Consider the following 25,544-nt stretch of genomic DNA (forward strand, 5'->3'; position numbering starts at 1 on the left):
AAGGAGGGGGGTAATGCCATTCATTGACAGGGCCGATGCCGCCGCACAACTGGCGCGTGCGCTTGCTGGCCACGCAGGAAAACGGCCGCTGGTGCTGGCCGTGCCCCGCGGTGCGGTGCCGATGGGCGCCATCATTGCCGATGCGCTCGGCGCGGACCTTGACGTCGTGCTCGTGCGCAAACTCGGCGCACCGGGCAACCCGGAGTTCGCCATCGGCGCCGTAGACGAGAGCGGGTGGACCTATCTTACGCCCTATGCCGCCGCGGCAGGCGCCGACAGCGAATACATCGACCGCGAGCGCGCGGCCCAGCTTGAGGTGCTGCGGCGCCGCCGCGCCGCCTACACGCCGGGCCGGGAACCGGTCCGCGCCACCGGTCGACAGGTCATCATCGTGGACGACGGCCTGGCGACCGGGGCCTCGATGATCGCCGCGCTGCACGCCATCCGCGAGCAGAAGCCCGCGCGGCTCGTCTGCGCGGTGCCGGTGGCGCCGCCGCGGACGCTGGAGCTGTTGCAGCCCTATGTCGACGAGGTGGTATGCCTGGAGACGCCGGCCGGCTTCCGGGCAGTGGGGGAGTTCTACCGCGACTTCTCGCAGGTCGAGGATGCGGAGGTCGTGGCTTGCCTGAAAGGGCGGTAAAGACACGCACAAGCGGGGGGCACCCATGAAGGGCGACAGGCAGCTGCAGCAGGACGTGACCGAGGCGCTGATCTGGGATCCTGCGGTCCATGGCAACGAGATCGGGGTCCAGGTCCAGGACGGCGTCGTCACGCTGACCGGGCACCTTGGAACCTTTGCCGAGAAGTACTCGGCGGAAGCGGCCGTCAGGCGCATTCCCGGCGTGCGGGCGCTGGCCGTGGAACTGGACGTTCACCTGCCCGACGATGCGCGCCGCACCGATGCCGACATTGCCCGGGCCGCTGCCAACGTGCTGTCCTGGGATGCGACGGTGCCGGCCGACCGTATCCGGATCCTGGTCGAACACGGCGTGGTGACCCTGAGCGGCGATGTCGACTGGTACTACCAGCGCACCGCCGCCGAGCACGCCGTGGCCGGACTGTTCGGCGTGGTCGGGGTCACCAATGCGCTCGCCATCCGGCCTCGTGCCGACAAGCAGGACGTGGCGGCACGGATCCAGGCGGCCATCGCACGCCAGGCTGCCAGCGACGCCGACCAGGTAACCGTGACGGTGAGGGATGGCGCGGTGACGCTGACCGGCACTCTGCGCACGCTGGCCGAGCGCGAGGCGGCATTCGAAGCGGCCTGGTCTGCACCGGGCGTCAGCGCGGTCGTCAACCAGATCGAAGTCAGGCCCGGCTAGCTCAGGCCTGCACCGTTGCTCAGTATTCTTCGCCGAACATCGACGACCCCGTGCGCATGCCGGCATCGCCCTGGCCGGCGGGGCTGCGCTGAATCGCGATCATGCAGTCCGTCGTCAGCAGCAGGGAGGCGATCGACACGGCATTTTGCAGGGCCGTGCGTACCACCTTGACGGGGTCGATCACGCCGAGTTCCAGCATGTCGCCATAGCGCTCGGTGCCGGCGTCGTAGCCGAGCGTGCCCGAGCCGACGCATACCTGGTGCACCACTGCGTCGGCATCCGCACCGGCGTTGGCGGCGATCTGCCGCATCGGCGCGGCCAGTGCCGCGTGGACGATGTGGCCGCCGGCGGCCTGCTCGGCGTTCGGTGCCTGCCAGGCTTCGAGGGCAGCGCGGGCGCGCAGCAGCGCAACGCCGCCGCCGGCGACGATGCCTTCGTCCACCGCGGCGCGGGTGGCGTGCAAAGCATCCTGGAAGCGGTTCTTGCGCTCGTGCAGCGCGCTCTCGGTGGCCGCACCCACCTTGATCACAGCCACGCCGCCGGCCAGCCGGGCCAGGCGCCGCTGCAGCGCCTCACGCTCATAGTCCGAGCGCACCTCGTCCAGGCGCAGGCGCAGGGCGGCAATGCGCTCGGCCACGCGCGGGCGTTCGTCACCGGAGCCGATCAGGGTGGTGGTGTCCTTGTTGACCTCCACGCGGCGGGCTTCGCCAAGCTGTTCCAGCGTGACGTGCTCGAGCGAGATGCCGGCCTGCGGTGAGACCACCGTGGCGCCGGTCAGCGCGGCCAGGTCGCCCAGCTGCTCGGTGCGCGAGTCGCCGAAACCCGGTGACTTGACTGCGCAGCTCTTCAGCGCGCCGCGCAGGTTGTTCACCACGAGCGTGGCCAGGGCCTCGCCCTCCACATCGTTGGCGATGACCAGCAAGGGCCGGCCAGCGTGGCTCACGGCCTCAAGGACCGGCAGCAGTTGCGCGATGGCGGCAATGTTCGCGTCGCACAGCAGCACCAGCGGCGAATCCAGCACGACGGCACGGCTCTCGTTGGTCGCGAACAAGGGCGAGAGGTAGCCGCGATCGATCAGCGCGCCGTCGGCGATGTCGAGTGCGTCGTCCAGCTTGGAGCCATCCTCCACGCTGATTGCGCCATCCTTGCCGACCCGCTCGACAGCCTGCGCCACCAGCGTGCCGACGGTCTGGTCGCCGCTGGCCGAGATGGTGGCGATCTGGCGCATCTCGCCGGTACTGCTGCAGGGCCGGGCGCTTTCCAGCAAGGCGCTGGCGACCAGCTTGCCGGCGGCCTCGATGCCGCGCTTGAGTTGCATGGGGTCGTGGCCGGCTTCGACGTATTTCACGCCCTCAGCCACGATCGCGTGGGCCAGCGTGGTCGCAGTGGTGGTGCCATCGCCAGCGATCTCGCTGGTGCGCACCGCGGCCTCGCAGAGCAGGCGGGCGCCCATGTCGGCGAACGGATTGGCCAGCGTCACCGACTTCGCCACGACCACGCCGGAATTGGCGACCAGCGGCACCATGTCGGGCCGCTCCACGATCACGTTGCGGCCTCCCGGGCCCAGCGTGACCTTGACCGCGTGGGCCAGTTGTTCCACGCCGCTCAGCATCATGCGGCGCGCGCCTTGGTGGAAGATAAGTGTTCTGGCAGGCATGAAAAACTCCGCATTGACAATCAGTGGGTCGGGCTTGCTACTACGGTAGTTGCCGTGCAGGTCCGCACGTTGATGCAACGCAAGCCCGGGGTGGCGCCCGCCGCCTGTGACAGGCGCGCTTCATTCCGGCCGGTCGCTGTCCAGTACGGGCACGGGATGCCCGGGCTCCAGCGGCTCCAGCGCCTTGGTCTCATCCAGGTGGAAGAGGGGCATTGCGCGACCTGCTACGGCGGGTCATGTAGGCGGTGTCGCCTGCAGGTGTCTGGTCATTGTTTGATCCAGCCCAAGTCGATGGCCGCGCAGGCGCATAGCTTTAACAGTGTGAACGCGCCCCGTCGTCAGCACGACTAAGGAAATGCAACTGGCGCGGGACATCGGCAACCCCATCCAACATGCCTGCGGGGAGCGCTGACGATGGACCTCGGCATCGCCGAGACCGAACTGAACGTGCACTGGCACAGGACGCGATGGTGGCGCGGCCGTTGGCAAGGACAGGAAGAGGGGGGAAGGGAAGTCTCATGGAGCACATCACCATCGAACAGGTGCGGATCCATATCGGCGACATCGCGCTGCCAGGCGACCTTACCCTGCCGGAAGCGGCATCCGGCCTGGTCCTGTTCGCACATGGCAGCGGCAGTTCGCGCTACAGCGTGCGCAGCCGCGGGGTCGCAGCGACGCTGAATCGGGTGGGCCTGGGCACGCTACTGTTTGACCTGTTGGCGCCGGACGAGGACGCCGGGAGGTCGAAGCGATTCGACATCGCCCTGCTCGGGGAACGCCTCAAAGCTGCCACGGTCACGGTCGCGCACCTGACGCGCGATCGCCACCTGCGGCTCGGCTACTTCGCCGCCAGTATGGGGGCTGCCGCGGCCATCCGTGCCGCCGCTGAGCCGCCGCCGCGCATGCGGATCGACGCGGTGGTGGCGCGCGGAGGCCGCGTGGACCTGGCAGGCCACGAGGCGCTGCGCCAACTGCAGTCCCCGACGCTGATGATCGTAGGCGAAGCGGATCCGGTGGTGCTGAAGCTCAACGCGCGCGCCACCGCATGGATGCAATGCGAGAAGCGGCTGGAGGTGATTCCCGGCGCTACTCACCTGTTCGAGCAGCCGGGTGCGCTGGAACAGGTCGGCGAGCTCGCCGGAAAATGGTTCTGCCAGCATTTTGCAGCGGCTGGCGGGAACTTGTAGTTCGACAGGATTTCCATGGTGCCGTGCGATGCACGGCGATGACTCAGTGAAAAGGAGAATGAAATGAACGATACTCGCGCCGCGCTCTTGCCGCACAAGGAAGCACTAGCCCGTGATGCCAACACGCTGTTGGCGGATGTACAGGCATTGTTGCGGGATGTTGCCGACGAAGCCGGCGTGGAGACCGCGCAGGCACGCGCGCAGCTGAGCGCACGCCTGCACGCGCTCCAGGGCCGCCTCGCCGAGCAACGCCAGGCGGCGCGCATGCGTGTCTCGCAATGGGCCGACACCACGGATCGCTACGTCCACGCACATCCCTGGGAGAGCATGGGCTCCGTCGCCGCTGTCGCGGCCGTGGCTGGCGCCCTGGTCGCGCTGGCCGTCACCCGCCGTTAGCGCGGGCACGGCAGGCAGGCTGCTGCAGCCAGTGGCCGGTTGCGAAGCCATGGTCGTGTGCACGCTGGACCGTCCGGATGCCAGGCTGGTGCCGCTGCTGTGGCCCGCTGCCGCAGCCAGGGAAGGTGGCGCCGTGCGGGTCGGACTGGTGGCGCCATACCTCGCGTACATGCGCCAGGACAAGCTCTTCCCGACAGGCTGCAAGCGGTCGCGGCCGACATTGTCACGTGCGACACCGTTGCGCACCCATCCAACCGCATTCCCGTAGCAGAGCGCCTGGCAGCCGGCATCCGGCTGGCACTCCAGGCGCCAGCGGGTTCAGGAGATCCGTCATGAACAAGCTCACAGCGCAGGAAACCGTCTCGCTGGCGGCGCAGCTTGACGCGGACGAAGCGCGCATCCATGCCGCCGTTGGTTCCGCCGACACGCCGATGACACCATTGGCGCAGCGTGAGGCGCGGGACGAGGGCGACCTTGCCGACGAAGAAATCCTGCAGCGGCAGGATGATGCGATGCTGGAACACTACCGCATGCAACTGGCCGACATCGCCGCCGCGCGGGCGCGGATGCAGCACGGCCAGTACGGCACCTGCATCGATTGCCAGCAGCCGATCCCGTTCTCGCGCCTGCAGGCATATCCGACCGCGAAGCGCTGTACCGCATGCCAGCGCCGGCACGAGCAGCTTTATGCGTGACAGTCGGAGGATGCCGCCGAGGGCAACTGAGCGCCTGGCGGGCTGCCACCGCGAAAGCGACGGTCGCCCCCCGGCAGCGGCCGGGAGGCTGGCGCTGACCGGCTAGCGCAGGTCGTACTCGCGCATCATTTCGGTCGTGACTGCCTTGACCGTGGCCAGGCATGCCGGCGGGACAGCGGGGAAGGCGTCGATGGTCCAGTTGCAGCCGCCGTTGGCAGTTGCGTCGACACGCTGCGGCAACGGGATGTCGCAGTCGCGGCAGGTGTCGCCGAGGTCGGCGTTTTCCTGCAGACGCCGCAGAATTTCATTGCGGATCTGTTCCGCACTGCCGAGGTTCTTGATCATGTCGGTGTCTCCTGTTGTCAGGTGGTGGCGATCCGGCCAGGATGCCTAGACCGGCGCGCTGTCATGCGGAGCCGGACGCCCGATGGTCTGGGACAGGATCGGTTCCTCGTCCTCGTTCAGCGACATATGCTCGGCCAGCTGGCGCCGGTTAAGCCAGCCGCGCACCACCGCGCCCAGCCCGGCCGAGGCGCAGTAGAGATAGGCGTTCTGGACCATGGCGCCGGCCGCGGCGGCAGCGAAGGTCTCGTGCAGCTTGGGCGGGACGTCCTGCATCCGGCCATGGTTGGCGACGTAGACCAGGTCCAGCGGCGCCATGCCGACGAAGTCCTGGTAGCCGGTCATGCTGCGCACGTCTGCCGCGCGCTTCAGCACCAGGCAATGGTGGATCGGGTCGTAGCGGTAGAGGCCGGCGGGCAGCGCCGCGTAGACGTCGATCACCGCCTCGCCGTGCGGCGAAGGGGCTGTGCGGCCGCCGCCCTGGGAGCGGTTGACGCCCGCCGCGGCCCACAGCAGCTCGCTCAGCTGCTGCAGTGGCAGCGGCTGCTCGTCGAACTCGCGGGTGCTCATGCGCTGCCACAGCGCCCCCATCAGCGGCAGGCCATTGGTGCGGTCCGGCTGTGGCAGGGCGATGACCCGCTCGCTCGTGCCGGAGGCGGGGCGTGGCAGCAGGTCCTTGATGGGCTGGTAGGGGATGCGCTTCAGTTCGTCCATGGGAGCTCGCATTTGTTGCAAAGAGCGGCGCGAGCGCTCTGCGCATGGCACCGGTATGGACGAATGTAGGCGCTGCCCCCGGCCGTGGATTGCGCTCCGTCAAGCAGCGTCGATGGGGCCTTCCCTGGTGTGAAAGCAAGGGGTGCTGGCGCTGCTTTAGATGGCGGCGCCGAGCTCTGGCGTCAGCCGCAGCCGGGTGCGGCGGGGCCCGTAACGCTGCCCGGCGAGGCGACGCAGGCACGCTCGGCTTCGGTCAGCGGCTCCTGGACACGCATCTGCCACGCCAGCACGCCGTCGTCGGCATCCGACAGGTCCCCGCCCGCCCGGGCACGCGCGGCGATGCGGGCGCGCAGCGTCTCAGGGCTGGCTTCGCAGGTGACGATGGCGAAGGGCACGCCAAGGCGGCGCGCCTGGGCAGCAAAGCGTTCGCGCTCGGCGCGGACCAGGAAAGTCGCGTCGGCAAGCATCGGGAACCCGGCGCGGCAGCCGAGCCGGCAGACCGCGAGCAGGCGTCGGTAGGTCCGTGCCGTTTCGCTCGCGGCATACCAGCCACCCGCGGGCATCACGCCGCGGTGCAGGCCCTTGCGTACCGCGTCGGAGCGTACGCGTACCATCGACCCGGCCTCGCTCATCTGTGCCGCAACCGTGGACTTGCCGCTGCCGGACAGGCCATGCATCAGCACCATCGGCCCGCGACGGCGGCTGAGGCATCGCCATGCCAGCGCAAGCAGCCTGCCTGCCTCGGCCTGCGCCGGCGCCATGGACGCGCCCGCGGCGTGCTTCTGGCAGCCGCGCTCCAGCAGCACGCGCGCGCGCACCAGGGCCCGCATGGCGAGATAGAAGGGCAACACGGCCAGCGCGCCGTAGTCTCCCGACTGCTCCAGGTAGCCGTTGAGCAGCCGGTAGGCCAGCGCCGGTCGGCCATGGTGCAGCAGGTCTATGACCGGGAAGGCCAGGTCGCTGATGGTGTCGGTCCAGCGCAGGGCGGCGTCGAACTCCAGGCAGTCGAATGGGGTCGGCACGCCGTTCAGCAGCACGATGTTGCCCAAATGCAGGTCGCCATGGCACTCGCGTACATGGCCGTTGCGCAGGCGTGCCCGGAACGCATCCGTCAGCCGGGTGGCCTCGCTGCGCGCCCGCAGGGCCACGCGGCTGGCCAGGTGCGTGGCCGACGTCAGCCGGCCAATGCCGCCCAGGCACTCCGCAAGCGTCGCGTCGATGCGGGCCGGCGTGCCAAAGCTATCGGAAGGGGCGGCAGGGGGCTGCGCCTGGTGAAAGGATGCAATGCTGCGCGCCAGCGCATCGATATGGCCCGGCTCCAGCCGGTCCGCAACGATTCTTGCGCTGAGCAGGTCTTGCTGGTCGAAGCGCCGCATCCGGACCGCATGCTCGATCGGTATGCCGCCGCCACCGATGCGCACCGAGCCGGGCGTGGGGCCCGCCAGGATCGGCACCACATCCAGATACAGGGCAGGTGCGAACCGGCGGTTCAGGCGTAGTTCGGTCTCACAGTCGTCGCGGCGTGCCTGCGCGGTGGAGAAGTCGACAAAGTCGAACCGCACCGGCTTGCGCACCTTGTAAGCAAAGTCCCCGGCCAGGAAGACACGGGAGATATGCGTCTCGATGACCTGTACTGCCGGCGCCGGGTGGGGGTAGGCGTCCGGCTGCTGCAAGGCGGCCATCAACGCCGCGTCGTCCCATTGACTTTCCATGTCCCTTGCCGCCTGCGCCCTTGCGCTGTTGTGAACTGCCACCTCAACTGCAGCCTCGGCACGCAGACTCCGGCTGCCAACTCGCCCCCGCGGTGCCCTATGCCGTCACGTCGGCCAGATCCTGCCCCAGGATGCCCGCCGCGCTACAGAGTACGCCCACGATAGCCAGCAGTGCGCGCCACGGGTGGCTCAGCAGCGCCTCCACTTGCTCGCTGCGGCTCTCGCCAGACAGGCACCAGATGCAGAAGTGCTCGCAGTTGTTGGTAAGAAGGCGGTAATCGTCCTCTCCAAGCCGCGCAGTCGCGCGCCGTACGATCTCCGCCTCGACGTACCTCGCTTGCGTGGCCGGCTCGACGCGAAAGCCGTAGCCGCCGGCAAAGCCGGCGAGGGTGGTCTTTTCGACGGGGCCGCAACGCAGGAAACCTTTGAACCCGACATAGTGCACCACCTCGCCGTTGCCGACATAAATGCCGTGGTGGACATAACCACGGCGGTCCGTCTTCAGATGCGCGCCAAGAGGAATGTCCGCGGAGATTGCCGCAAGGCGCTGTGCGTGTCCGATGTGGTGATCGTCGCTCATCGCTTTTCCCCTTGTTGCCTTTGTTGTGCTGGTCGCTCCTGCCCCGGTGGTCCCGGTTTTCCTGCCGATGAGGGCAACCGTGTGCCCCGTGTATGCCTGCAGTATCGTTGCCGGCCGGCGACGCCGAAATCAGCCGGTTCCGAAAAACGTGTCGGCTTGCTGCCATGCAGCTTGTACGCGCATCGCGACGGCGCTTGTCCGCCGTTCGCACCGGGCTGTCAGCGGAACCTGACAAGGGCGCGGCGGTATAACCCGATATTTCCCAGCCATTGTGGAGAGGAGGGACATTCACCCTGCGTTGGCCGGTGACTTCGGCGATCGTTGACAGGCATCAACCCGTATGTCCGGCCGGACGCTACCTTCCGGTAACCGAAGATCACCGCCACTACGGGCATTTCAATGCGTTGTCGGAGGGACGAAACTGGAGATTACGTGGAGCTTTGTACGCATGCTCTCGTCCCTGATGATTGCCGTAGCTGCTGCGGGTTGTGCGTTCCGCTATGGGCAAGCCGGATCATACTTGCAGCCAATGGCCGAATATGGCGTCTCGTATGTGTCGGGCGGGGACAGCGAAGCCGGCATGGACGCGATGCTCGCCATCGCGGACCGCTTCAACGTACGTCTGACCATGGTGGACGCCGCACGCGGGGACCCGCTGCCGGATGCTGCCATCCTCGTGTCCAGTCAGGACGGGCGCTCGATATTGCATGCGAGCGCAACCGGGCCGATGTTCTATCTCCGGCTTCCCACGGGCGTCTATTGGCTGGCAATTGGTTATCAGGGCTGGGTCCGGACCCGCGATATCGCCGTCGACGGCCAGGCACTCGACATGACGTTTCGCCTGCCCGTGAGGACGCTGGAGGACGACTGGCTGCTTTGCAGCTCGCCGCGCGGCAACGTCGCGGTTACCGCCGTCTGGTGACGCCATCTCAGCTTCGCCATCAATTACCACCGTCGGCGCAGAACGTCACTCCGTGGGCGCATCTTCGCGCAGCGCATGGAACAGCTCGTCCTCCTGCGCGCAGTGCAGCCGCAATACGGCCTCGAGCCCGTAGAGCAGCCGCTGGTACTCCCTGACCCTGCCGGCGTCTGGCCCATCCGGCGGTGAGTCGTCCGCCATCCGCTGCAGTAGCCGGATCACCCGGAAGATCTCGCGGTGCATCGCGCTCATCGCCGCCAGCGGATCCTCGCCTCCGACCAGCAGCGCGAGTTGCGGATAGAGCTGCGCGTCATCGTGCTGTTCGTGGGGCAAAAGTGTTCCGCTGAGGGATGCGCACAAGCGGCGCAGTTCCGTGCCCGCGGCGTGGCCAGGCATGGCTGGCAACCTGTCCGCGAGGCTGCGGATCTGTTCCATCAGCGGCGCCAGCGCGGCGTGCTCCTGGTTCAGGCGCTCGGCGTCGGCCGTGGACAGGCGTTCCGCCGGCACCGACGGGTCGGCGCGCAGGGCGCGCAGCGCATTGGCAATGACCAGCACATCGATGACCTCCTGCAGCATGGCGCCGGCCAGTGGCGGCAGGTAGCCGAACGCGGCGACCGCCATCGCGACGAACGACAGGCCCATGCCGGCCATGGCGCTTTGCACGGCCAGCCGGCGCGACCGGCGGGCGATGCGCACCGCGTCCACCAGCCGGTCAAGCCGGTCCACCAGCAGCACGACATCCGCGGCTTCCGACGATGCCGCGGCACCTCGTGCGCCCATGGCCACGCCGACGTCCGCGGCGGCCAGCGCCGGTGCATCGTTCACGCCGTCGCCCACCATCAGCACAGTGCCGTCGTGGCGCGCCGCCTCGATCGCGGCAAGCTTCTGCGAGGGGGTGAGGTTGGCATGGACCTCGGTCACGCCCAGCATCGCGCCGACGGTCTCGGCGACGTCGAGCCGGTCTCCCGTGAGCATGGCCAGGCGCCGTATGCCCGCCTTGCGCAGCAAGCGCAACGCGCGCGGGGTGTCCATGCGAATCAGGTCCACGAACTGCAGTGCCCCAACCAGCACGCCGTCGACGGTGACCAGCGAGACCGAGGCGCCTTCGAAGGCCGCGCGCTGCAACATGGCCTGGCACCACGGTGGCCCGGCATCGCCGCCGCCGGCAAAGGCGGGCGATCCCACCGCCACCACGTGCTCGCCAACCCGCCCGGCAATGCCAGCACCGGCGGTCTCGGTCACGCCTGACGGCAGGTCCAGGGCCAGGCCTCGCTCGCGCGCCGCGGTCGTGATGGCTTCGGCGACAACATGCCCGGAGGCCTGGGACAGCGAAGCGGCGACGCGCAGCACGTCGGGCGCCGGCCATCCGGGCGCGCTCTCGATGGCCGCCAGGCGGGCCCTTCCGCCCGTCAGCGTCCCGGTCTTGTCGAAGAAGAGGATGCTCGCCTGCGACAACCTTTCAAGCGCGCCGCCGCCCTTGACCAGCACGCCGCGCCCGGCGCAACGCGACACCCCGGACACAATCGCCACCGGAACGGCCAGGATCAACGGACAAGGGGTGGCGACCACCAGCACCGCCAGCGCCCGCGCGAGTTCACCACTGGCAAGCCAGGCAAGCCCGGCGACGAGCAGGGTGACAGGCACCAGCCACAGTGCATAACGGTCGGCCAACCGCGCCGCGGGCGGGCGCTCCGCGCGGGCGGTGCGCACCAGCCTGGCGATGCCGGCGAAGGTGCTGTCTGCCGCGGTGGTCGCTGCCACCATCTCGAACGGGGTGCCGGCGTTCAGCACACTGCTGCGCACGGTCTCGCCAGGGAGTCGCTGCCGTGGCAGCGACTCGCCAGTCAGGGCAGATTCGTCCAGCGTCGCCTGGCCCAGCAATGCGCCGTCCACGGGTACGACTTCGCCATGCCGGACCAACAGGCGATCCCCCGGACTGACCACATCGAGGGAAACCGCGCGCCATTCTCCGTCCTCGAAGCGGTTGGCGGACTGCGGGGCGCGGCTGAGCAGGGCGGACATCTCCCGCTCGGAACGGGCCTGCGCATAGTTCTCAATGGCCCTGCCGCTCTCGATCATCAGGGCCAGTACGGCAGCCGCGAGGAATTCGCCAAGCGCCAGCGCCAGCCCGATCGCCAGCAGCGCCAGGACATCGACGCCCGCTTCCTTCCGGCGCAGCGACCGCACGATGGCGACGATCAGCGCGCCGGCGACGACCAGCGCGCCAACCGCCCAAGCGAGCCTCGCGGCGAGCGCTTCGCCGAAGGCAAAAAGCAGCAAGCCAGCGCCCAGCGTGCCGGCCGCGACTGGCAGCAAGCCGAGGTCAAACTTGCGAAACCCGATGTGCATGGCGAACCCGATCCCCTGCGTAACTGGCGCCGGTTGCTGGGATACTCCCGCTGATGCCTTCAGGCGATCGCAGATCCTGCCGCGCTGGCGGCTGCGCAATCCCGGCTGCACGCCGAATCAGGCACTGTGTAATGGTGATGTTAGTCCAACAGGCACCGGGCCGATAATAGCCTCGGCCGCAGGCAGGGCGCGCCAGCCAGCCCTGGAGATAGTCGATGGCTGCAGGGGCCGCGGTTCGCGGCGCCACGGAGATGATTCGGCACGGCGCGGACCCGCAGTGGCTGTCGGCGGTACTGCCGTATTCGCTCACTCCTTGATGCACGCGGCGATTACGGCGCATTTTCGGTTCAAATTGCGCTTTGGCCGGTGCCGCCCTATATATTTGGGGGGCGAGAAGCACTCTCAGACAATCATCGTCCATTCCATGAGCAACCCTTTGGCGCCCGCGGGCAAGGTGCAGCCTTCGTCCGAACGTTCTCACTCCCTTGCCATGGCGATTGGCAGTGTGACGGTCGTTCTCGTCCTCGCGGGGGGATGCTTCTTGATGGCTACCGTCGAATGGTATCGGCAGTTCCTGGCGCCGTTGGTGCTCTTGACGGGCGCAGGCATCGGGCTCGCCGTGGGACTTTACTGGAACCGGTTGAGGAAGCTTACAGGGAGTAGTGATATCCAACGCGTGGCGGATAGCGAAGCCCAGTTGGCGGGGATCATCCGATCTTCGATGGAAGCGATCATCACCGTGGACGGTGACCAGCGCGTCGTACTGTTCAATCCCATGGCAGAAACGCTATTCGCCTGGCCGGCCGAACTTGCAATCGGGCGCTCCCTGAGCGACTTCATTCCCCACCGCTTTCGGGCCGCCCATGCAGAGCATGTGCGCCGGTTTGGGATCACGGGCGTTTCGGACCGCGAGATGGGACTCCAACGGGCGCTGTGCGCCATGCGTCGGGACGGAAGCGAGTTCCCTATCGAAGCATCCATTTCACAGATCTCTGTCGGCGAGGCCAAGTTATACACTGTGATGCTGCGCGATATCACCGAACGCGTGCGTGCTGAGGAAGCCCTGCACCGAAGCCTTCAGCTTGTGAAGGAAAGCGAGGCGCGATTGGCGGGAATTATCCGCTCCTCCATGGAAGCGATCATCACCGTGGACAATGAACAACGCGTAGTGCTGTTCAACCCAATGGCGGAGACGTTGTTCGCCTGGCCCGCCGAACTCGCGATTGGCCGCCCCCTCGGCGACTTCATTCCCGAACGCTACCGGGCCGCTCATGAGGAGCACGTGCGTCGGTTTGGGATCACGGGCGTATCGGATCGTCAGATGGGACGTCAACGGGCACTCTACGCTCTGCGTCGTGACGGCACTGAATTCCCTATCGAAGCATCCATCTCGCAAACGGCCCACGAAGGCACGAAGCTATATACCGTGATGCTGCGTGATATCACGGAGCGGGCACGCGCGGAGGCGGCCCTGCGCCGCTCACGGGAAGAACTGCAACAGCTTTCAGATGGGATACTCGCTGCCCGCGAGGAGGAGAGGCGCCGCATTGCACGCGAGCTGCACGATGACCTGGGCCAGCGCCTGAGCGCGCTTAAGATGGACATGGCTATGCTCGGCGCGGACGTCGATGAGGGCCGTGACACAGCAGGACTGCTAGACGAGATTGGTGCCATAAACGGCGTCATCGACAATACTGTTGCCTCGGTCCGACGCATTGCCAGTGACCTACGGCCGGCCTTGCTGGACGAGTTGGGAATGATTCCTGCCATTGAGTGGTTGGCCGATGATTTTGCCAACCGGTACGGATTGGCGGTGAGCGTGGACGGTGCCGAGGCTGACGTCCCCGCGCAGACGGCAATCGCCATGTTCCGCATTGTCCAGGAGGCATTGAGCAATGTCGTCCGGCATGCCGACGCGACCACCGTGCATATTCAGCTCACCCAGTCAGAGGGCCAACTTGTGTTGCGGGTGCAAGACAATGGGGTGGGCTGGGACAAGGTCTCCTCCGCAAGCGGGCCACGCAAATCGCTGGGACTCCTTGGCATCCGGGAGCGGGCACGCCTTCTGGGTGGCAGCTTCACCATCGACAGCACTCCCGGCAAGGGCTTTTGCCTAATCGTGCAAATTCCCCACGAAAGGGTGGCCTGATGCGACATGCCTCATGATTGGGGATGGCATCGCAGTTGTCCGGAATCAAGCCCCCATGTGCCGGGGTAATTCTGGCGATTGTAATTGCGAACGCCGCGACCGGCTTCATTCAGGACGGCAAGGCGGAAAAAAGCCACGGACCGTTTCGGCACCGGCGACGCTACGCCGAATGCTTTGCAGACACTCACTCCATTCTGCTGCTGCAGCGGAACTGCCGTCGCAAGAGCGACGGCCGGACGGCAAGGGGCTGGCAGGTTTGCGGTCTGACGGGATTAGTCCGCACGAGGGCCAAACCTTACGGCTAGACCCATCATCCGCCTGGCGCCATCTTTCCACCCATGCCCGGACCCATCCCCGGCCCCATGCCCGGACCCATGCCCGGACCCATGCCCATGCCCGGGCCCATGCCTTGGTCGTTGGCCATCGTCTGCATCATTTCCTGCATGAACGCCATGTGACTACCCGCCATGTCTTGGCACATCTGCATTTGATTTGATGGGGCGTTTCCCTTGGCGACTCTCTTGCCAGGAGCCATACGAGCAGGGCCGCCCATTTTCATCATGTCCTTTTGCATGATGGCCATTGCATCTTGCATGACCTGATGGCGTTCAGCCAAGAGGGCCTGACGCTCCTCCGGCGTTTTGGCACGCGAAAGCCGCTCTCTGATGGCACGCAGGTGGGCAACCTGGGCGTCCAGCTTTGCATCGCTGGAAACTCCGGGAGTTACGACCGGAGCCTTATCTTGCCGCTTTTCAGGATGGTGCTGCTCATGCTCAATGCCGGTAGCCGGCGACGCCGGGAAAGCTGCTGGCGCCCACGCTAGCACGGCGGCCGCAGTGATAAGGGTAGAGAGGCGATGGTTGGTGGACATGGGAGATCCTCCTATGAAAACATGATGGTTCCTAGTCCAAGGTATGCGGCGGTCAGGGATTTGAGTTGATTGGGATCAACGAAGCGATGGGTGTACCGGGTGTTCAGTCCCATCGATGTGCTGGTCTGCGCAGGAGCAATCTGCGCAGACCATTTTGCGGATGCCCTCAGCAGCAATGCTCCGGTTGCCAGGAAACGGTCTGGCCAGGAACAAATCCGGCGGCGGAATACCTGGAAATCGACTATGAGGGCAGCAAGTCAGCGGGAACCGTATAAAGCGCCACTTCGCCCGTCGGCGCCAGCCCTGCGGCGCATTGTTTGTTCCTCTGCCACGCCTCTATCCAACTGCACTTCGCTGCCAGTGCCGGCGTGCTTACGCCCGTTGCATGCTTGATTTGGCGCGCTCCGCGACGTCGAACACGAGCATGCCAGCCACCATTGCTGCCACAAAGCCAATGGCCTTCGGATAGCCAGCGCCCAGGGCAACCAGCGCGGGACCAGGGCAGAAGCCGGCCAGACCCCAGCCGACGCCGAAGGCGGCGCTGCCCAGTACCAGCCGCAGCGTTACGGCCGTGCTGGCCGGCAGTTGCACAGGCAGCCCCAGGAAGGAGTGTTTGCGGTGTTTGGCGATGAGGAAGGCGAGCGAGCCAATGGCAATGGCACCGGCCATCACAAAAGCGAGGGACGGGTCCCAGGTTCCTGCAAGGTCAAGAAAGCCCAGCACCTTGGCCGGGTTGGCCATGCCGGAGACCATCAGGCCAATGCCAAATAGCAGGCCTGCGACGAGTGCAGTCATGGCGGTCATATCAGCCTCCAATCAGGTGCCGTTGCACGAAGACAGTCAGGAATCCCGCCACCATGAAGGTGAGGGTGGCGACCAGCGAGCGGATGGAGCCGCGCGAGATGCCGCACACGCCATGGCCGCTGGTGCAGCCGCTGGCGTAGCGGGTGCCAAGGCCGACCAGGAAGCCGGCGGCCAGGATTTCGCCCCAGCTTGCCTGGATATCCGCAATGGCGGGCTTGCCGAGCAGGCTCGCAATCACAGGAGCGCCAACCAGGCCAGCGAGGAAGGTCAGGCGCCAGGCCATGTCCTTTCGAGGCAGGCTAAGCAGGCCGCCGAAGATGCCGCTGATGCCGGCAATGCGGCCGTTGAACAGCAGCAGCACAGCGGCCGCCGCACCGATGATGAGCCCGCCGACCAGTGACAGGCCGGGCGTGAAGTTAGCGAGGTCAATCAGCATGTCGCCTCCTGATCGGGGTTGGCACAGAACTGTTCATAAAGGACCGCCATGACGGCAAGCGCCTGGGGGCTCGCCACCGAATAGAAGATGTTCTTGCCGTCACGGCGCGTGGCCACCAGGCTGTTCTCGCGCAGCACACCGAGCTGTTGAGACAGCGTCGGCTGCCGGATGCCGAGCTGTTCCTCCAGCTCACCGACAGACAGCTCGCCTTGGGACAGGCGGCACATCAGCAGCAGGCGGTCCGGATTGGCAAGCACCTTGAGCAGGGTACAGGCCTGCGCCGCAGCAGCTTGCATGCTGGCGAGGTCGATGGCGGGGTGGGGCTGGTCCATAGGTCGTTTACATTTTGCTTGTTAATATTATATTGAAAAATAGAATGTATGTGAATAGAATGTACTGCATCCAAGGAGGCGAGCATGCACCCGACTATCCAGCCGTTCTTCGACCCTGCGACCTGGACTGTGACGTACGTGGTCTTTCAGGAGGGGCGCCCCGAGTGCGCCATCATCGACTCGGTGCTGGACTACGACCCCAAGGCGGGTCGGACATCGACGGCAAGTGCTGATAAGGTTGTTGCGTTTGTGCGCGCGCATGGACTGAGAGTCGAGTGGATTCTCGAGACGCACGCGCATGCTGACCACCTGTCTGCCGCGCCGTACCTGAAGCGACACCTGGGTGGCCAGACAGCAATAGGCCAGAACATCCGCAACGTACAGGGGGTCTTCAAGACGCTCTTTAACCTGGAGCCTGAGTTTCGGCTCGACGGGTCGCAGTTCGACCACCTGTTTGACGACGGAGCGACGTTTGCCATCGGCGGCCTGACCGGCAGGGCGATTCATGTGCCAGGGCATACACCCGCCGACATGGCTTACCAGATTGGGGACGCGGTCTTTGTCGGCGATACGCTGTTCATGCCGGACGTCGGCACGGCTCGCTGCGATTTCCCGGGCGGCGACGCACACGAGTTGTATCGCTCCATCCGCAAGCTGCTGGACCTGCCGAGCAATACACGGCTCTTTATGTGTCACGACTATCCGCCCGAGGGGCGCGGGCCTGCATGGGAAACGACGGTGCGCGCTCAGCGCGAAGGCAATATCCACGTGCATGACGGCGTGAGCGAGGAACAGTTCGTGGCCATGCGCCGGGCGCGCGATGCGACGCTGGCGATGCCGACGCTGCTTCTGCCGTCGGTGCAAGTCAATATACGAGCCGGGGAGTTGCCGCCGCCCGATGCGAATGGCGTTCGCTATCTAAAAATCCCTCTGGACGTCATCTGAGGCAGGTTGTTTTCAATTGTTGTTCCCATTGCGATGGCGACGAACCGGAATGCACTCTCGACGCGGCCACCGAGCGCCGCAGCTGCGCCCAGGCAGAGCGCGCCGATGCCATACCCGAGGTCGCGCCAGAAGCGGTAGATGCCGATGGCGGACGCCCGCCAACTGGGGTGTGCGATGTCGGCTACCGCAGCGCTCAGATTGGGGTACAACATCGCCATGCCCGGCCCGGTCATCCCTCGGGCTTGTTACGGCTTCGTCATACTTCACCGTAGTGCTGCCAGCGACCCAATTAGCCTCCGCCCCTGCTCAGAACGGACAGCAGGCCTCTAACTTCAATGATGCTGGTCTTCATCTCATCCATCCTCGCAGGTCACAAGTTCGTGCTGCGCTACCGTCTCACTTCGAAATCGCCCCGCTCAGAAGATGTTCCTCTGCATAAGGAAACACAACTTCCGGATTAGGGCGAATCAGCTCAGCGTCCTTGTGCGCATAGTGAAGGCGGGTCAGTAGATCCTTGATGACGCTGAGGCGTGCGACATGCTTGTCGTCGGCGCGCACGACGTTCCATGGCACGATGTCGCTGGTTCGAGCAAACATCTCGTTCCGTGCCTTACTGTATTTCTTCCAAAGCGATACCGCTTGTTCGTCAATGGGGCTGACTTTCCACTGTTTTAGCGGGTCCCGGCGGCGCTCTTCGATGCGCTTCTTCTGTTCGGCCTTGCTGATGTCAAGGTAGTACTTGATAAGACGAATTCCGGAACGCACGAGCATCCGTTCGAACTCTGGGACACTTGCCATGAACTCCTCATGCTCGTCCTTGGTGCAGAAGCCCATCACATGTTCCACACCGGCCCGGTTGTACCAACTGCGATTGAAAAGGGTGAACTCGCCGGCCGCAGGCAGCTCGGCCGCATAGCGGCGGAAGTACCAGGAGCCTCGGTCACGGTCGGATGGCTTCCCCAGTGCGACGACGCGCGTTTCACGCGGACTGAGGTGTTCGACAATGCGCTTGATGGTCCCATCCTTCCCAGACGCATCCCTTCCCTCAAAAATCACCAGAATCCGGTCGCTGCAGGAAATGAAGTGCTTCTGTAGTTTGACCAGCTCGATTTGAAGCAGGTGGAGATTCTCCTCATAGCTGTCATGGGAGAGGGCGCTTGCCTCGGATGGAGCCGTCTTGCTACTTGTCTTCATTTTCATGGTTCACCTCCCTTGAGTCGGGCGCATCGGGTGGGAAAGGGTGGGGCTTTCCAGGTGAAAGCGGGGTAACTTTTTCGTTGAGCAACAGCTCCAGCGAAGGGCGGTCTACGACCTCCTGTTCGAGCAGTAGCTTTGCCAGCGCGTCTGGCTTGTGCCGGTTTGCCAGCAATGTTTGCTTCACCCGCTGACTGGCGTCGCCCAGAATCGTCCGCACTTCTGCATCAATGATTTGCGCAGTACTCTCGCTGTACTCTTTGCGTTGCCGAGGCATTGGCAGCTTCGAGGTCCTGGACCAGATTGGGGTCGTTGACCCGAAGCGTGGAGAAGGGGTGGTCTCCCTTTCCCTGGCGCAACATCTCTTCGACCTGTGGCTTGGGGAGCAGAGTCTCAATGCCAGTGGTGACACGAGCTCGTAAAGAGCTGTGGCGCAAGGACTTGGAGTCATATCGCCATTCTTGGTATCAGGTCTCTCCTTGAAGGCTGTTGTGTAACCATGCAAAGAATGCCCCGGCAGCGAAGAACCACACCGCAAACACAAAGGCTGGATAGATGATGGACCACCACGATACTGATTCGCCGGTCTGAAGGCGCCGGAAATCGAGCCCGTGAAAGAGCGCGTTCATGAAATTCATGAAGGGCTCAGGAAGAACCATCCAGACGAGCGTGCATAGAACGTAGAACAGCACGACCGTGGCGGATAGCGTCAAACCAGTCTTGAAGGGTTTCATGGCAGCCTCCGGGTGCAAGGAAGATGACGGTTGAATTCAATGAGGACGCGTCCGCGGAACATCTCGGGCTGAGATATGCGGAATGAACGCTGGTGTCTTTTGGCGATATTCCTCATATGCTTGCCCGAACTCGGCCAGTGCGTCCTGCTCCTCCGACTTGGCCAGCCGAACATACATCCAGACCAGGATGGGGAACATCACCAGAGTGACTATCGTCGGCCACTGCAGCAGGAAGCCGAACATAATCAGGACGAACGCGACATACTGGGGGTGCCTCATGCGCGCATAGAGACCAGTGGTCGCCAGGCGGTGCTGCTGCTGGGCCAGGTACAGAATGCGCCAGGCGGAAGACAGCATGATGAAGCCGCCAAAAATCAAGATGTCGCTGGCGATGTGAAATGGCCCCAGGTGCGGGTTGCCCCTCCAGCCGAAAATCATCTCCGGAAGATGACCGGCATCATGCGAGAGGAAGTCGATTCCCGGGAATTTCGCCGAAAGCCACGGTAGCAGGAGATAGATACTCAGGGGGATGCCATACATCTCTGTAAAGAGCGCCACAATGAACGCGGAGAACGCGCCAAACGAGCGCCAGTCGCGCTGGGTCTTCGGCTTGGTGAAGCTGAAGGCGAAGATGATGAAGACAGCTGAGTTGATAATGACCAGCGACCAGAGACCGTAGCTGGATTGTGTTTCGGGTTGCATCATCGCTCTCCTTTGGCGTTCGTGTCCTTGGTGGCGTCATCCGGTCCGTGACCGTGTCGATGTCCACCGTGCATGAAGATGTGCATTAAGGGGCAGGCGGCCAGCAGAAGAAATGGCAGGAACTGAATGACGTGTGCCCGGTGTTCAGTCCATAGGAAGTAGGCAATCACCAGCAGAAAGCCAATCATGACCAGCTTGGACCTGGCCACGGTGCGCAGTGCGTCGCCAGGCCGCTCATGACCGTTGTGGTCGTGGTTCATGTTTTCCTCCTATAAAGCGAACGCCGTACCGCCTGGCAGCAGCCATGGTGCCGATGACGTAGGTGTATGTATCTCGCTTGGTCTTGCTGAAAAACTGTTCGCCGTTCCGCCAAGCAGGAGCCAAGTGAGACTCTGTGATAACCAGTTCATAGACCCTCTCTTCAACCTTTGTCTTGGCGTTCACGCTCAACTGCGTTTCGTATATCGCGCTCGCACTGTCGCGAAAGGCGAAGACTCAACCACACCACAACGACCGGACAGGACAGCAGGAGTAGGCCAACCAGTATGGTGAACGGTGTCAGCCCAAACCGGTAGACGATAGCTGCCGCGAGTAGCATTGCAAAGGCAGCGCAAATCCATGCCACCGGGTGTTTCATCTCGCCTCCAGGCTGGCAATTCTGGCGCCAAGTCGTACACGCTTCAGCAATGCGGAGTTGGCTACCACACTCAATGAGGACAGTGCCATTGCTGCTGCGGCAAAGATGGGGTTCAGGAGTCCAAGTGCGGCGATAGGGATGCCGATGGTGTTGTAGATGAACGCCCAGAAGAGGTTCTGTTTGATTTTGCGCATCGTCGCGCGGGACAGCTCAATGGCGGCAACCACGTCACGCACGTCATCGCGAATGAGGATGATGCTCCCAGTTTCCTTCGCGACATCCGAGCCTGAGCCGATGGCAATGCCGATGTCCGCTGCGGCAAGCGCCGGTGCGTCATTGACGCCGTCTCCCACCATGGCCACGACCTCCCCTTGCTTCTGTAATGCGTGAATGGTCTCGACCTTGTCTTCCGGCATCACCTCGGCAATGACATGCTCAATGCCAACCTGCCGGCCGATTGCCTCGGCGGTGCGGCGGTTGTCACCGCTCAGTAGCACAACCTTGATGGCGCGCGCCTTCAATGCCGCGATTGCCTCGCTCGCTTCCGGTTTCACAGTGTCAGCCACGGCCACTACGCCGAGCAATTGTGTGCCGGCGCCGACCAGCATGGCTGTCTTGCCATCGGCCTCGAGCTTCCCGAGTACAGATTCGGCCGATTCGATTGGGATGCCTTGGCGTGCAAAGAGACGCCGGTTGCCCAGCCAGACTTGCTGACCGTCGACGAGGCCCTGAATGCCCATGCCAGACAATGCGCTGATGCTGGCTGCCTTGGGAATGGTGAGCGCGCGATACTGTGCGGCGCGCACGATGGCTTCGCCCAAAGGGTGCTCGGACCCGGCTTCCACAGCGGCAGCAAGAGTCAGCAGGTCAGATTTCTCTCGCCCAGAAAGGGGGATGACATCGGTCAAGGTCGGCTCTCCGCGCGTAATCGTCCCGGTCTTGTCAAAGACAACCGCGGTGAGCTTCTCGGCCCGCTCCAGCACTTCACCGCCGCGTATCAGGATGCCGTTGTCCGCGCCCTTGCCGACGCCGACCATCAGCGCTGCTGGCGTGGCGACGCCTAGCGCGCAGGGGCAGGAGATAATCAGAACAGCCACGAATGCGAGCAGTCCCTGCGGAAAATGACCGGCGACGGTCCATCCCACTAATGCCAGCATCGCGACCGAAACAACCGCAGGTACGAAGTAGCCGGTGACCTGGTCCGCCAGTCTCTGAATCTGCGCGGTGCTGGCCTGGGCGTCCTCGACCATCCTGATAATCTGAGCGAGAGCGGTGTCCGCTCCGATTTTTGTGGCCTGGAAGGTGAAGGCGCCACTGCGGTTTAGCGTGCCGCCAATGACAGCGGCACCAGGCTTCTTTTCCACGGGCATCGACTCGCCGGTCAGCATCGATTCATCGACACTGGATTGGCCATCGATAACCTTGCCATCAGTGGGAATCTTCTCGCCGGGGCGTACAACGACCGCTTCGCCCACCATGATGCTTTCAGCCGGGATTTCCACCTCCGTCCCGTCGCGAAGCACGTGAGCGACGGCGGGGCGCAGGTCGAGCAGGCGTCGAACAGCGGCGGAGGATTTCTTCTTGATGATTTCCTCCATGTATTTCCCCAGCAGCACGAAGGCGATAATGACCGCCGACACCTCAAAGTAGACGTCTCGCTCTTCGACCTTGACGGGCAGCCAGGACGGAAAGAACAGCACTACTACGCTGTAGAAGTAGGCGACGGACGTCCCCAGGGCGATGAGGAAGTCCATATTGATATTGCGCGTCCGGATGGCGTTCCATGCGCCCTTGTAGAAGCTCCAGCCGCCAATGAACTGGACCGGCGTGACGAGAAGGAATAGCCACATCCCCCACGTGAACCAAGGCAGGGCGGGAATCGGGGCCCAAGTCACGAGCGTCGCGCCGGCTGCCAGTGCCAGGAAGGCGCCAGCCCGCAGCACCGCCAGCGCGAGCACGCCCGTGAGCGCAATGGTCACGCGCGTCTTCATGGCTTTCAACTCGCTCTCTGGCGACTCGAAGGTCCGAAGGCAGCTCTCGCTGCAGAAGTAGTACTTGCGGTTGCCACGCTCGGCGGAGAGGGCCGTAGCCTTGTCCACCATCATTCCGCAAATAGGGTCCTTGGCGAGTTGCTTGGCGGCGTGGGAAGCAAGCGCGGGCGTCGCCGCAGGGATAGGAGCGACGCCGGGTGGGCTAGGACTGCGGGAGGGCCCAGCCGAGCTACGCCTATCAACGGGGTGAAGAACATATTTCGCCGGGTTGGCTAGGAAAACCTGCTCACAGTGTGGAGAGCAGAACCAGTATCGCTTCTGGTCGAGCTCCGTGCTGGTAGCGGCCTCCCGTGGGGAGATCTCCATGCCACAGACCGGGTCACGCACGAGCTGCTGCGAGGCGGCCGGGCCTGCGGCGGCCGTTGGAGCTGCCTGGGCTTCGGTGAGGCCGTAACTCCCCCCATTAGGGGTGGTGGACTTGGTCGGCATTCCATCCTCTCCTTGGGGCTATTAAGAGGGGCTGCAGCGCATAAATTACATTTTCATTCTGGGTGACCAGTCGATTTGCTTCTTGATTTCAATCAAGCGTTCATGGGTGGTCGGGGGTGCGGTGGGTGCCGATTCAGGAATGAATGTCGAACGCCGCATGACGTATGTGTTTGAAGGCTGGGAAGCCGCTCGGCCAGCCGATGCCGGCGCCGAGGTTGCTTTGCTCCCCATACACCGGGCCTAGAAGACCGCTACCGTGCCATAGACCAGCTCATTGACCAAGGCAGGAAGCTGCGCCAGCTGTAGCGTCGCGAGTTCACGAACTTGCTGCTCCTGGGCGCTCGAGAGGCCGCGCTCGGCCACGACATCAATGGCAAACAGTTGGGGCTGGTCGATGGGGCGTCCAATTCCGGAGAGAAGCCGGACGACGACTTCATCCGCGCCATCCACGCTTGCCTGAATATGAGAGGCTAACCGGTGGGCGAGCACGTTGTAGAGCTTGCCGACATGTGACGCCGGGTTCTTGCCCGCTGCGGCCTCCAGCGACATTGGCCGATAGGGGGTAATCAGGCCATTGACCCGGTTTCCGCGGCCGACCTGGCCGTCATCACCATGCTCAGCACTTAAGCCAGTGACCGTCAGGTAAATCCCGCTTTCGTCGCAAGCATCCCGGCGATCGAGGGTATTGATTGCAATCTCACAGTCGGTGCCGATGTGCTCGGCCAGATACGACCCAATCCGGCCCTTGAGGATGAAGTACTCATCGACGCCTTGGACGCATCGGTCGACAAAGGCCAGCGCAAGAGTGAGACGGTGATGCGCACCCAGCCGACTCCCCATCACCTTGTAATCGAGGCCCGCCGCCTCAAACATTCCCCTGTCGGCACGTGAGCGCAGAAGGTCGGCAATCAACAGCACCGCTCTTTCAAGCGATGAGAGTGGCGCATAGCCGACGCCAAAGGATGTGTCATTGGACAGCGAAAGAGACGCTGCATTGGTCACGCGCCGGAGGTTCGGGGCCGAGGGGCGGAGGATTGGCTCGATCCGGATGTCATTGCCAATGTCGCCCAAGGATGTCGCCAGGTACTCGCGAATGGCCTGCTCGACAACTAGCTCGGCCTTGGCCGACGGAAGTTCGGTAACAGGGCCGGATACTATCAACCGCGTTGAGCGCAGCACTTTGCCACCGCCGAACTTTGGCGCGCTCATGCCGCCGATGAGTAGCGCCTTGTCCAGATTGAAGTGCTGGACTGCGCCATAGGCTTCGAAGTATGCGCGGCACAAGGCGCGAGCCGCAGCTTCGACAGCCCCATCGCATAGGCTATCGGGATGTCCGATGCCCTTGTGCTCGCACATTTCCGTCTGCTCACCTCGCCATGACGGCCCACGCGAGATAGCAATCGCTATGTTCTCCATGATGGTCATCTCGAGCCCCCTTCACGCCGTCGCCCTGTAGCCATTCTATGTAGCCGCGGTAGGTCAAGTCGCGAAGGTTCGGTTCCCGACTCGGGTTGCCAGGAGTTGTTGACGCGAATCAAGCACGGTTTTTCGCGTTGCCTAGCATCAATGCTGAAAATATGACTTTCGATTGCCAACTAAGTCGCGGCAGGGCCGCTGGTGCACTATTAGGCTCATGTGGCCTGGCATTTGAAGGTTGCGAAAACGCCGAGCGGGTGCAAACCGTCGGGTGGCCAAGGCGCGCCTGCCGCTGCTGCAAATGGCGATGCTTGGGCATACTGGCCGGTGCTTTCATCGGGCGGGGAGCGCTGAATTCCGTACGGGTTGCCAGCGACCCAAGTTTAGGGTTCGCCACCAGCTGCGTGATTGGTAGCTAGCCTGGTGTTTTCATTAGGGCTGCTGCTGGTAGTGCCCGGCGCCAAGCTATTCACTGCCAACAACCTATTAGTGATGGCCTGGGCCGACCGGCGAATCAGCAGCTACGAGCTGCTGCGCAATTTTGGGGTTGTGAGCTTGACCAACTTTGCCGAAGCGGCTGGACTCGCATTGCTGGTTGGTTGCCAGGGTATCCGGTGCTGAACAACGGACTAGTGGCTGAGCGCTTGGAGCGCATTGCCGTTGCCAATTGCGCCCCAAGCCCCCAGCCGTTCATTGGTGTGCGCATCCGTACAGATGCCAGTTACACCCTGGAACTGTCAATGGTGCTGCCGCCGGGGATGGATCCGTGGCCACCCGCTGCAAGGGCTGATCGGCTTTCAGTCTTTGCCCCGACAATCGCTCTATCTCCGGCGCCTGCCTCGGTCAGCTGGTCGATCAATGCGACCTTGATCTCGGTCGGCACTAACGCCTTCTCGTTCTGGAGGCCATCGCGTGGACCGACTTCCACGATCTTGACTTTGTCTGGTTGCATTGCCGGAAACCTCCCCCAC

27 protein-coding genes and 2 pseudogenes are annotated in these 25,544 nt (G+C 64.1%); 10 read left to right on the forward strand and 19 right to left on the reverse strand.

From position 1 onward, the window contains the following. Positions 1-13 precede the first annotated feature (13 nt). Both I6H87_RS15895 and I6H87_RS15900 read left to right on the forward strand, forming a co-directional pair. On the forward strand, positions 14-640 hold the full coding sequence (locus I6H87_RS15895) for a phosphoribosyltransferase (RefSeq protein WP_010809961.1): 627 nt from the start codon (positions 14-16) through the stop codon (positions 638-640). Between the two features lie 25 nt (positions 641-665). Next, positions 666-1,322 (forward strand): BON domain-containing protein, encoded by a 657-nt coding sequence (locus I6H87_RS15900; RefSeq protein WP_010809962.1) that lies wholly within the window; start codon positions 666-668, stop codon positions 1,320-1,322. Positions 1,323-1,341: 19 nt separating this feature from the next. Here I6H87_RS15900 and groL read toward each other — a convergent pair whose 3' ends face one another. Continuing rightward, entirely contained in the window at positions 1,342-2,979 is a 1,638-nt protein-coding gene (gene groL / locus I6H87_RS15905; protein ID WP_010809963.1) for a chaperonin GroEL, read from the reverse strand. A 518-nt stretch (positions 2,980-3,497) separates the two neighbouring features. Between groL and I6H87_RS15910 the strand changes: the two genes are divergently transcribed. The 4 genes from I6H87_RS15910 (at position 3,498) to I6H87_RS15925 (ending at position 5,257) form a co-directional block, all read left to right on the forward strand. Then, positions 3,498-4,166 carry a dienelactone hydrolase family protein gene (locus I6H87_RS15910; RefSeq protein WP_011615447.1) on the forward strand — a complete coding sequence of 223 codons (669 nt, stop codon included), beginning with the start codon at positions 3,498-3,500 and terminating at the stop codon, positions 4,164-4,166. 63 nt (positions 4,167-4,229) lie between these two features. Beyond that, positions 4,230-4,562, forward strand: a complete 333-nt coding sequence (locus I6H87_RS15915) for an ElaB/YgaM/YqjD family protein (RefSeq protein WP_010809966.1) — start codon at positions 4,230-4,232, stop codon at positions 4,560-4,562. 49 nt (positions 4,563-4,611) lie between these two features. Then, positions 4,612-4,830, forward strand: coding sequence for a ribose-phosphate pyrophosphokinase-like domain-containing protein (locus I6H87_RS34890; protein ID WP_010809967.1), 219 nt, complete (start codon positions 4,612-4,614; stop codon positions 4,828-4,830). A gap of 64 nt (positions 4,831-4,894) precedes the next feature. Next, positions 4,895-5,257: a TraR/DksA family transcriptional regulator gene (locus tag I6H87_RS15925; protein ID WP_010809968.1), complete on the forward strand. Its 363-nt coding sequence runs from the start codon at positions 4,895-4,897 to the stop codon at positions 5,255-5,257. 102 nt (positions 5,258-5,359) lie between these two features. Here the strand turns inward: I6H87_RS15925 and I6H87_RS15930 are convergent, their stop codons facing one another. From I6H87_RS15930 to I6H87_RS15945, 4 genes are all read right to left on the reverse strand, one after another. After that, positions 5,360-5,602: a hypothetical protein gene (locus tag I6H87_RS15930; RefSeq protein ID WP_010809969.1), complete on the reverse strand. Its 243-nt coding sequence runs from the start codon at positions 5,600-5,602 to the stop codon at positions 5,360-5,362. 45 nt (positions 5,603-5,647) lie between these two features. Beyond that, the gene (locus I6H87_RS15935) at positions 5,648-6,313 is read right to left on the reverse strand and encodes a SagB/ThcOx family dehydrogenase (RefSeq protein WP_010809970.1); all 666 of its coding nucleotides are present in this window, start codon (positions 6,311-6,313) and stop codon (positions 5,648-5,650) included. Between the two features lie 182 nt (positions 6,314-6,495). Next, positions 6,496-8,025, reverse strand: coding sequence for a bifunctional aminoglycoside phosphotransferase/ATP-binding protein (locus tag I6H87_RS15940; protein ID WP_011615446.1), 1,530 nt, complete (start codon positions 8,023-8,025; stop codon positions 6,496-6,498). 97 nt (positions 8,026-8,122) lie between these two features. After that, positions 8,123-8,605 (reverse strand): lecithin retinol acyltransferase family protein, encoded by a 483-nt coding sequence (locus tag I6H87_RS15945; RefSeq protein ID WP_010809972.1) that lies wholly within the window; start codon positions 8,603-8,605, stop codon positions 8,123-8,125. Positions 8,606-9,053: 448 nt separating this feature from the next. Between I6H87_RS15945 and I6H87_RS15950 the strand changes: the two genes are divergently transcribed. Then, complete coding sequence (locus tag I6H87_RS15950; RefSeq protein WP_011615445.1) at positions 9,054-9,527, forward strand: peptidase associated/transthyretin-like domain-containing protein; 474 nt, start codon at positions 9,054-9,056, stop codon at positions 9,525-9,527. 45 nt (positions 9,528-9,572) lie between these two features. Here the strand turns inward: I6H87_RS15950 and I6H87_RS15955 are convergent, their stop codons facing one another. Beyond that, positions 9,573-11,873, reverse strand: coding sequence for a heavy metal translocating P-type ATPase (locus I6H87_RS15955; RefSeq protein WP_011615444.1), 2,301 nt, complete (start codon positions 11,871-11,873; stop codon positions 9,573-9,575). Between the two features lie 544 nt (positions 11,874-12,417). On the opposite strand from I6H87_RS15955, the gene I6H87_RS15960 reads away from it, so the two are divergent. Next, on the forward strand, positions 12,418-14,022 hold the full coding sequence (locus I6H87_RS15960; RefSeq protein WP_011615443.1) for a PAS domain-containing sensor histidine kinase: 1,605 nt from the start codon (positions 12,418-12,420) through the stop codon (positions 14,020-14,022). Positions 14,023-14,332: 310 nt separating this feature from the next. Here the strand turns inward: I6H87_RS15960 and I6H87_RS15965 are convergent, their stop codons facing one another. The 4 genes from I6H87_RS15965 to I6H87_RS15980 all read right to left on the reverse strand — a co-directional run bounded on the left by I6H87_RS15965 (position 14,333) and on the right by I6H87_RS15980 (position 16,465). Next, on the reverse strand, positions 14,333-14,893 hold the full coding sequence (locus I6H87_RS15965; protein WP_011615442.1) for a hypothetical protein: 561 nt from the start codon (positions 14,891-14,893) through the stop codon (positions 14,333-14,335). Between the two features lie 372 nt (positions 14,894-15,265). Continuing rightward, complete coding sequence (locus I6H87_RS15970; RefSeq protein ID WP_011615441.1) at positions 15,266-15,697, reverse strand: DUF6691 family protein; 432 nt, start codon at positions 15,695-15,697, stop codon at positions 15,266-15,268. 1 nt (position 15,698) lies between these two features. After that, the gene (locus tag I6H87_RS15975; RefSeq protein WP_010809978.1) at positions 15,699-16,133 is read right to left on the reverse strand and encodes a YeeE/YedE family protein; all 435 of its coding nucleotides are present in this window, start codon (positions 16,131-16,133) and stop codon (positions 15,699-15,701) included. Continuing rightward, positions 16,127-16,465 carry an ArsR/SmtB family transcription factor gene (locus I6H87_RS15980; protein ID WP_010809979.1) on the reverse strand — a complete coding sequence of 113 codons (339 nt, stop codon included), beginning with the start codon at positions 16,463-16,465 and terminating at the stop codon, positions 16,127-16,129. Before I6H87_RS15980 ends, I6H87_RS15975 begins: the two co-directional genes overlap by 7 nt. 84 nt (positions 16,466-16,549) lie before the next feature. Between I6H87_RS15980 and I6H87_RS15985 the strand changes: the two genes are divergently transcribed. After that, positions 16,550-17,410, forward strand: coding sequence for an MBL fold metallo-hydrolase (locus tag I6H87_RS15985; RefSeq protein ID WP_010809980.1), 861 nt, complete (start codon positions 16,550-16,552; stop codon positions 17,408-17,410). A 26-nt stretch (positions 17,411-17,436) separates the two neighbouring features. Here the strand turns inward: I6H87_RS15985 and I6H87_RS15990 are convergent. The 8 genes and pseudogenes from I6H87_RS15990 to I6H87_RS16025 form a co-directional block, all read right to left on the reverse strand. Further along, positions 17,437-17,643: pseudogene (locus tag I6H87_RS15990) on the reverse strand (MFS transporter); the annotation flags it as partial. A 163-nt stretch (positions 17,644-17,806) separates the two neighbouring features. Next, positions 17,807-18,604, reverse strand: coding sequence for a polyphosphate kinase 2 (ppk2, locus tag I6H87_RS15995; protein ID WP_011615440.1), 798 nt, complete (start codon positions 18,602-18,604; stop codon positions 17,807-17,809). After that, on the reverse strand, positions 18,591-18,881 hold the full coding sequence (locus I6H87_RS34335) for a hypothetical protein (RefSeq protein ID WP_307164205.1): 291 nt from the start codon (positions 18,879-18,881) through the stop codon (positions 18,591-18,593). Before I6H87_RS34335 ends, ppk2 begins: the two co-directional genes overlap by 14 nt. 190 nt (positions 18,882-19,071) lie before the next feature. Then, positions 19,072-19,338, reverse strand: a complete 267-nt coding sequence (locus I6H87_RS16005) for a DUF5676 family membrane protein (RefSeq protein WP_010809982.1) — start codon at positions 19,336-19,338, stop codon at positions 19,072-19,074. A gap of 36 nt (positions 19,339-19,374) precedes the next feature. Next, the gene (locus tag I6H87_RS16010; protein ID WP_010809983.1) at positions 19,375-20,040 is read right to left on the reverse strand and encodes a methyltransferase family protein; all 666 of its coding nucleotides are present in this window, start codon (positions 20,038-20,040) and stop codon (positions 19,375-19,377) included. Continuing rightward, positions 20,040-20,300 (reverse strand): DUF2933 domain-containing protein, encoded by a 261-nt coding sequence (locus I6H87_RS16015; protein WP_011615438.1) that lies wholly within the window; start codon positions 20,298-20,300, stop codon positions 20,040-20,042. Before I6H87_RS16015 ends, I6H87_RS16010 begins: the two co-directional genes overlap by 1 nt. Before the next feature lie 373 nt (positions 20,301-20,673). Then, positions 20,674-23,157, reverse strand: a complete 2,484-nt coding sequence (locus I6H87_RS16020) for a heavy metal translocating P-type ATPase (RefSeq protein WP_081225811.1) — start codon at positions 23,155-23,157, stop codon at positions 20,674-20,676. A 240-nt stretch (positions 23,158-23,397) separates the two neighbouring features. Next, positions 23,398-24,582 (reverse strand): methionine adenosyltransferase, encoded by a 1,185-nt coding sequence (locus I6H87_RS16025; protein WP_011615436.1) that lies wholly within the window; start codon positions 24,580-24,582, stop codon positions 23,398-23,400. Between the two features lie 441 nt (positions 24,583-25,023). Here I6H87_RS16025 and I6H87_RS34895 point away from each other — a divergent pair, with 441 nt between their 5' ends. Beyond that, positions 25,024-25,194, forward strand: coding sequence for a formate/nitrite transporter family protein (locus I6H87_RS34895; RefSeq protein ID WP_371852260.1), 171 nt, complete (start codon positions 25,024-25,026; stop codon positions 25,192-25,194). Between the two features lie 211 nt (positions 25,195-25,405). Here the strand turns inward: I6H87_RS34895 and I6H87_RS16035 are convergent. After that, a pseudogene (locus I6H87_RS16035) lies at positions 25,406-25,525 on the reverse strand (hydroxymethylglutaryl-CoA lyase); the annotation flags it as partial. Between the last annotated feature and the right edge of the window lie 19 nt (positions 25,526-25,544).

Origin of the sequence: Cupriavidus necator (assembly GCF_016127575.1) — a bacterium.
Lineage (GTDB): Bacteria > Pseudomonadota > Gammaproteobacteria > Burkholderiales > Burkholderiaceae > Cupriavidus > Cupriavidus necator_D.

What these genes read in the sequence shown, in the direction of transcription:
- I6H87_RS15895 (WP_010809961.1), top strand. Translation starts at nt 14, where the DNA reads ATGCCATTCATTGACAGGGCCGATGCCGCCGCACAACTGGCGCGTGCG.
- I6H87_RS15900 (WP_010809962.1), top strand. Translation starts at nt 666, where the DNA reads ATGAAGGGCGACAGGCAGCTGCAGCAGGACGTGACCGAGGCGCTGATC.
- groL (WP_010809963.1), bottom strand. Translation starts at nt 2,979, where the DNA reads ATGCCTGCCAGAACACTTATCTTCCACCAAGGCGCGCGCCGCATGATG.
- I6H87_RS15910 (WP_011615447.1), top strand. Translation starts at nt 3,498, where the DNA reads ATGGAGCACATCACCATCGAACAGGTGCGGATCCATATCGGCGACATC.
- I6H87_RS15915 (WP_010809966.1), top strand. Translation starts at nt 4,230, where the DNA reads ATGAACGATACTCGCGCCGCGCTCTTGCCGCACAAGGAAGCACTAGCC.
- I6H87_RS34890 (WP_010809967.1), top strand. Translation starts at nt 4,612, where the DNA reads ATGGTCGTGTGCACGCTGGACCGTCCGGATGCCAGGCTGGTGCCGCTG.
- I6H87_RS15925 (WP_010809968.1), top strand. Translation starts at nt 4,895, where the DNA reads ATGAACAAGCTCACAGCGCAGGAAACCGTCTCGCTGGCGGCGCAGCTT.
- I6H87_RS15930 (WP_010809969.1), bottom strand. Translation starts at nt 5,602, where the DNA reads ATGATCAAGAACCTCGGCAGTGCGGAACAGATCCGCAATGAAATTCTG.
- I6H87_RS15935 (WP_010809970.1), bottom strand. Translation starts at nt 6,313, where the DNA reads ATGGACGAACTGAAGCGCATCCCCTACCAGCCCATCAAGGACCTGCTG.
- I6H87_RS15940 (WP_011615446.1), bottom strand. Translation starts at nt 8,025, where the DNA reads ATGGAAAGTCAATGGGACGACGCGGCGTTGATGGCCGCCTTGCAGCAG.
- I6H87_RS15945 (WP_010809972.1), bottom strand. Translation starts at nt 8,605, where the DNA reads ATGAGCGACGATCACCACATCGGACACGCACAGCGCCTTGCGGCAATC.
- I6H87_RS15950 (WP_011615445.1), top strand. Translation starts at nt 9,054, where the DNA reads ATGCTCTCGTCCCTGATGATTGCCGTAGCTGCTGCGGGTTGTGCGTTC.
- I6H87_RS15955 (WP_011615444.1), bottom strand. Translation starts at nt 11,873, where the DNA reads ATGCACATCGGGTTTCGCAAGTTTGACCTCGGCTTGCTGCCAGTCGCG.
- I6H87_RS15960 (WP_011615443.1), top strand. Translation starts at nt 12,418, where the DNA reads ATGGCTACCGTCGAATGGTATCGGCAGTTCCTGGCGCCGTTGGTGCTC.
- I6H87_RS15965 (WP_011615442.1), bottom strand. Translation starts at nt 14,893, where the DNA reads ATGTCCACCAACCATCGCCTCTCTACCCTTATCACTGCGGCCGCCGTG.
- I6H87_RS15970 (WP_011615441.1), bottom strand. Translation starts at nt 15,697, where the DNA reads ATGACCGCCATGACTGCACTCGTCGCAGGCCTGCTATTTGGCATTGGC.
- I6H87_RS15975 (WP_010809978.1), bottom strand. Translation starts at nt 16,133, where the DNA reads ATGCTGATTGACCTCGCTAACTTCACGCCCGGCCTGTCACTGGTCGGC.
- I6H87_RS15980 (WP_010809979.1), bottom strand. Translation starts at nt 16,465, where the DNA reads ATGGACCAGCCCCACCCCGCCATCGACCTCGCCAGCATGCAAGCTGCT.
- I6H87_RS15985 (WP_010809980.1), top strand. Translation starts at nt 16,550, where the DNA reads ATGCACCCGACTATCCAGCCGTTCTTCGACCCTGCGACCTGGACTGTG.
- ppk2 (WP_011615440.1), bottom strand. Translation starts at nt 18,604, where the DNA reads ATGAAGACAAGTAGCAAGACGGCTCCATCCGAGGCAAGCGCCCTCTCC.
- I6H87_RS34335 (WP_307164205.1), bottom strand. Translation starts at nt 18,881, where the DNA reads ATGCCTCGGCAACGCAAAGAGTACAGCGAGAGTACTGCGCAAATCATT.
- I6H87_RS16005 (WP_010809982.1), bottom strand. Translation starts at nt 19,338, where the DNA reads ATGAAACCCTTCAAGACTGGTTTGACGCTATCCGCCACGGTCGTGCTG.
- I6H87_RS16010 (WP_010809983.1), bottom strand. Translation starts at nt 20,040, where the DNA reads ATGCAACCCGAAACACAATCCAGCTACGGTCTCTGGTCGCTGGTCATT.
- I6H87_RS16015 (WP_011615438.1), bottom strand. Translation starts at nt 20,300, where the DNA reads ATGAACCACGACCACAACGGTCATGAGCGGCCTGGCGACGCACTGCGC.
- I6H87_RS16020 (WP_081225811.1), bottom strand. Translation starts at nt 23,157, where the DNA reads ATGCCGACCAAGTCCACCACCCCTAATGGGGGGAGTTACGGCCTCACC.
- I6H87_RS16025 (WP_011615436.1), bottom strand. Translation starts at nt 24,582, where the DNA reads ATGACCATCATGGAGAACATAGCGATTGCTATCTCGCGTGGGCCGTCA.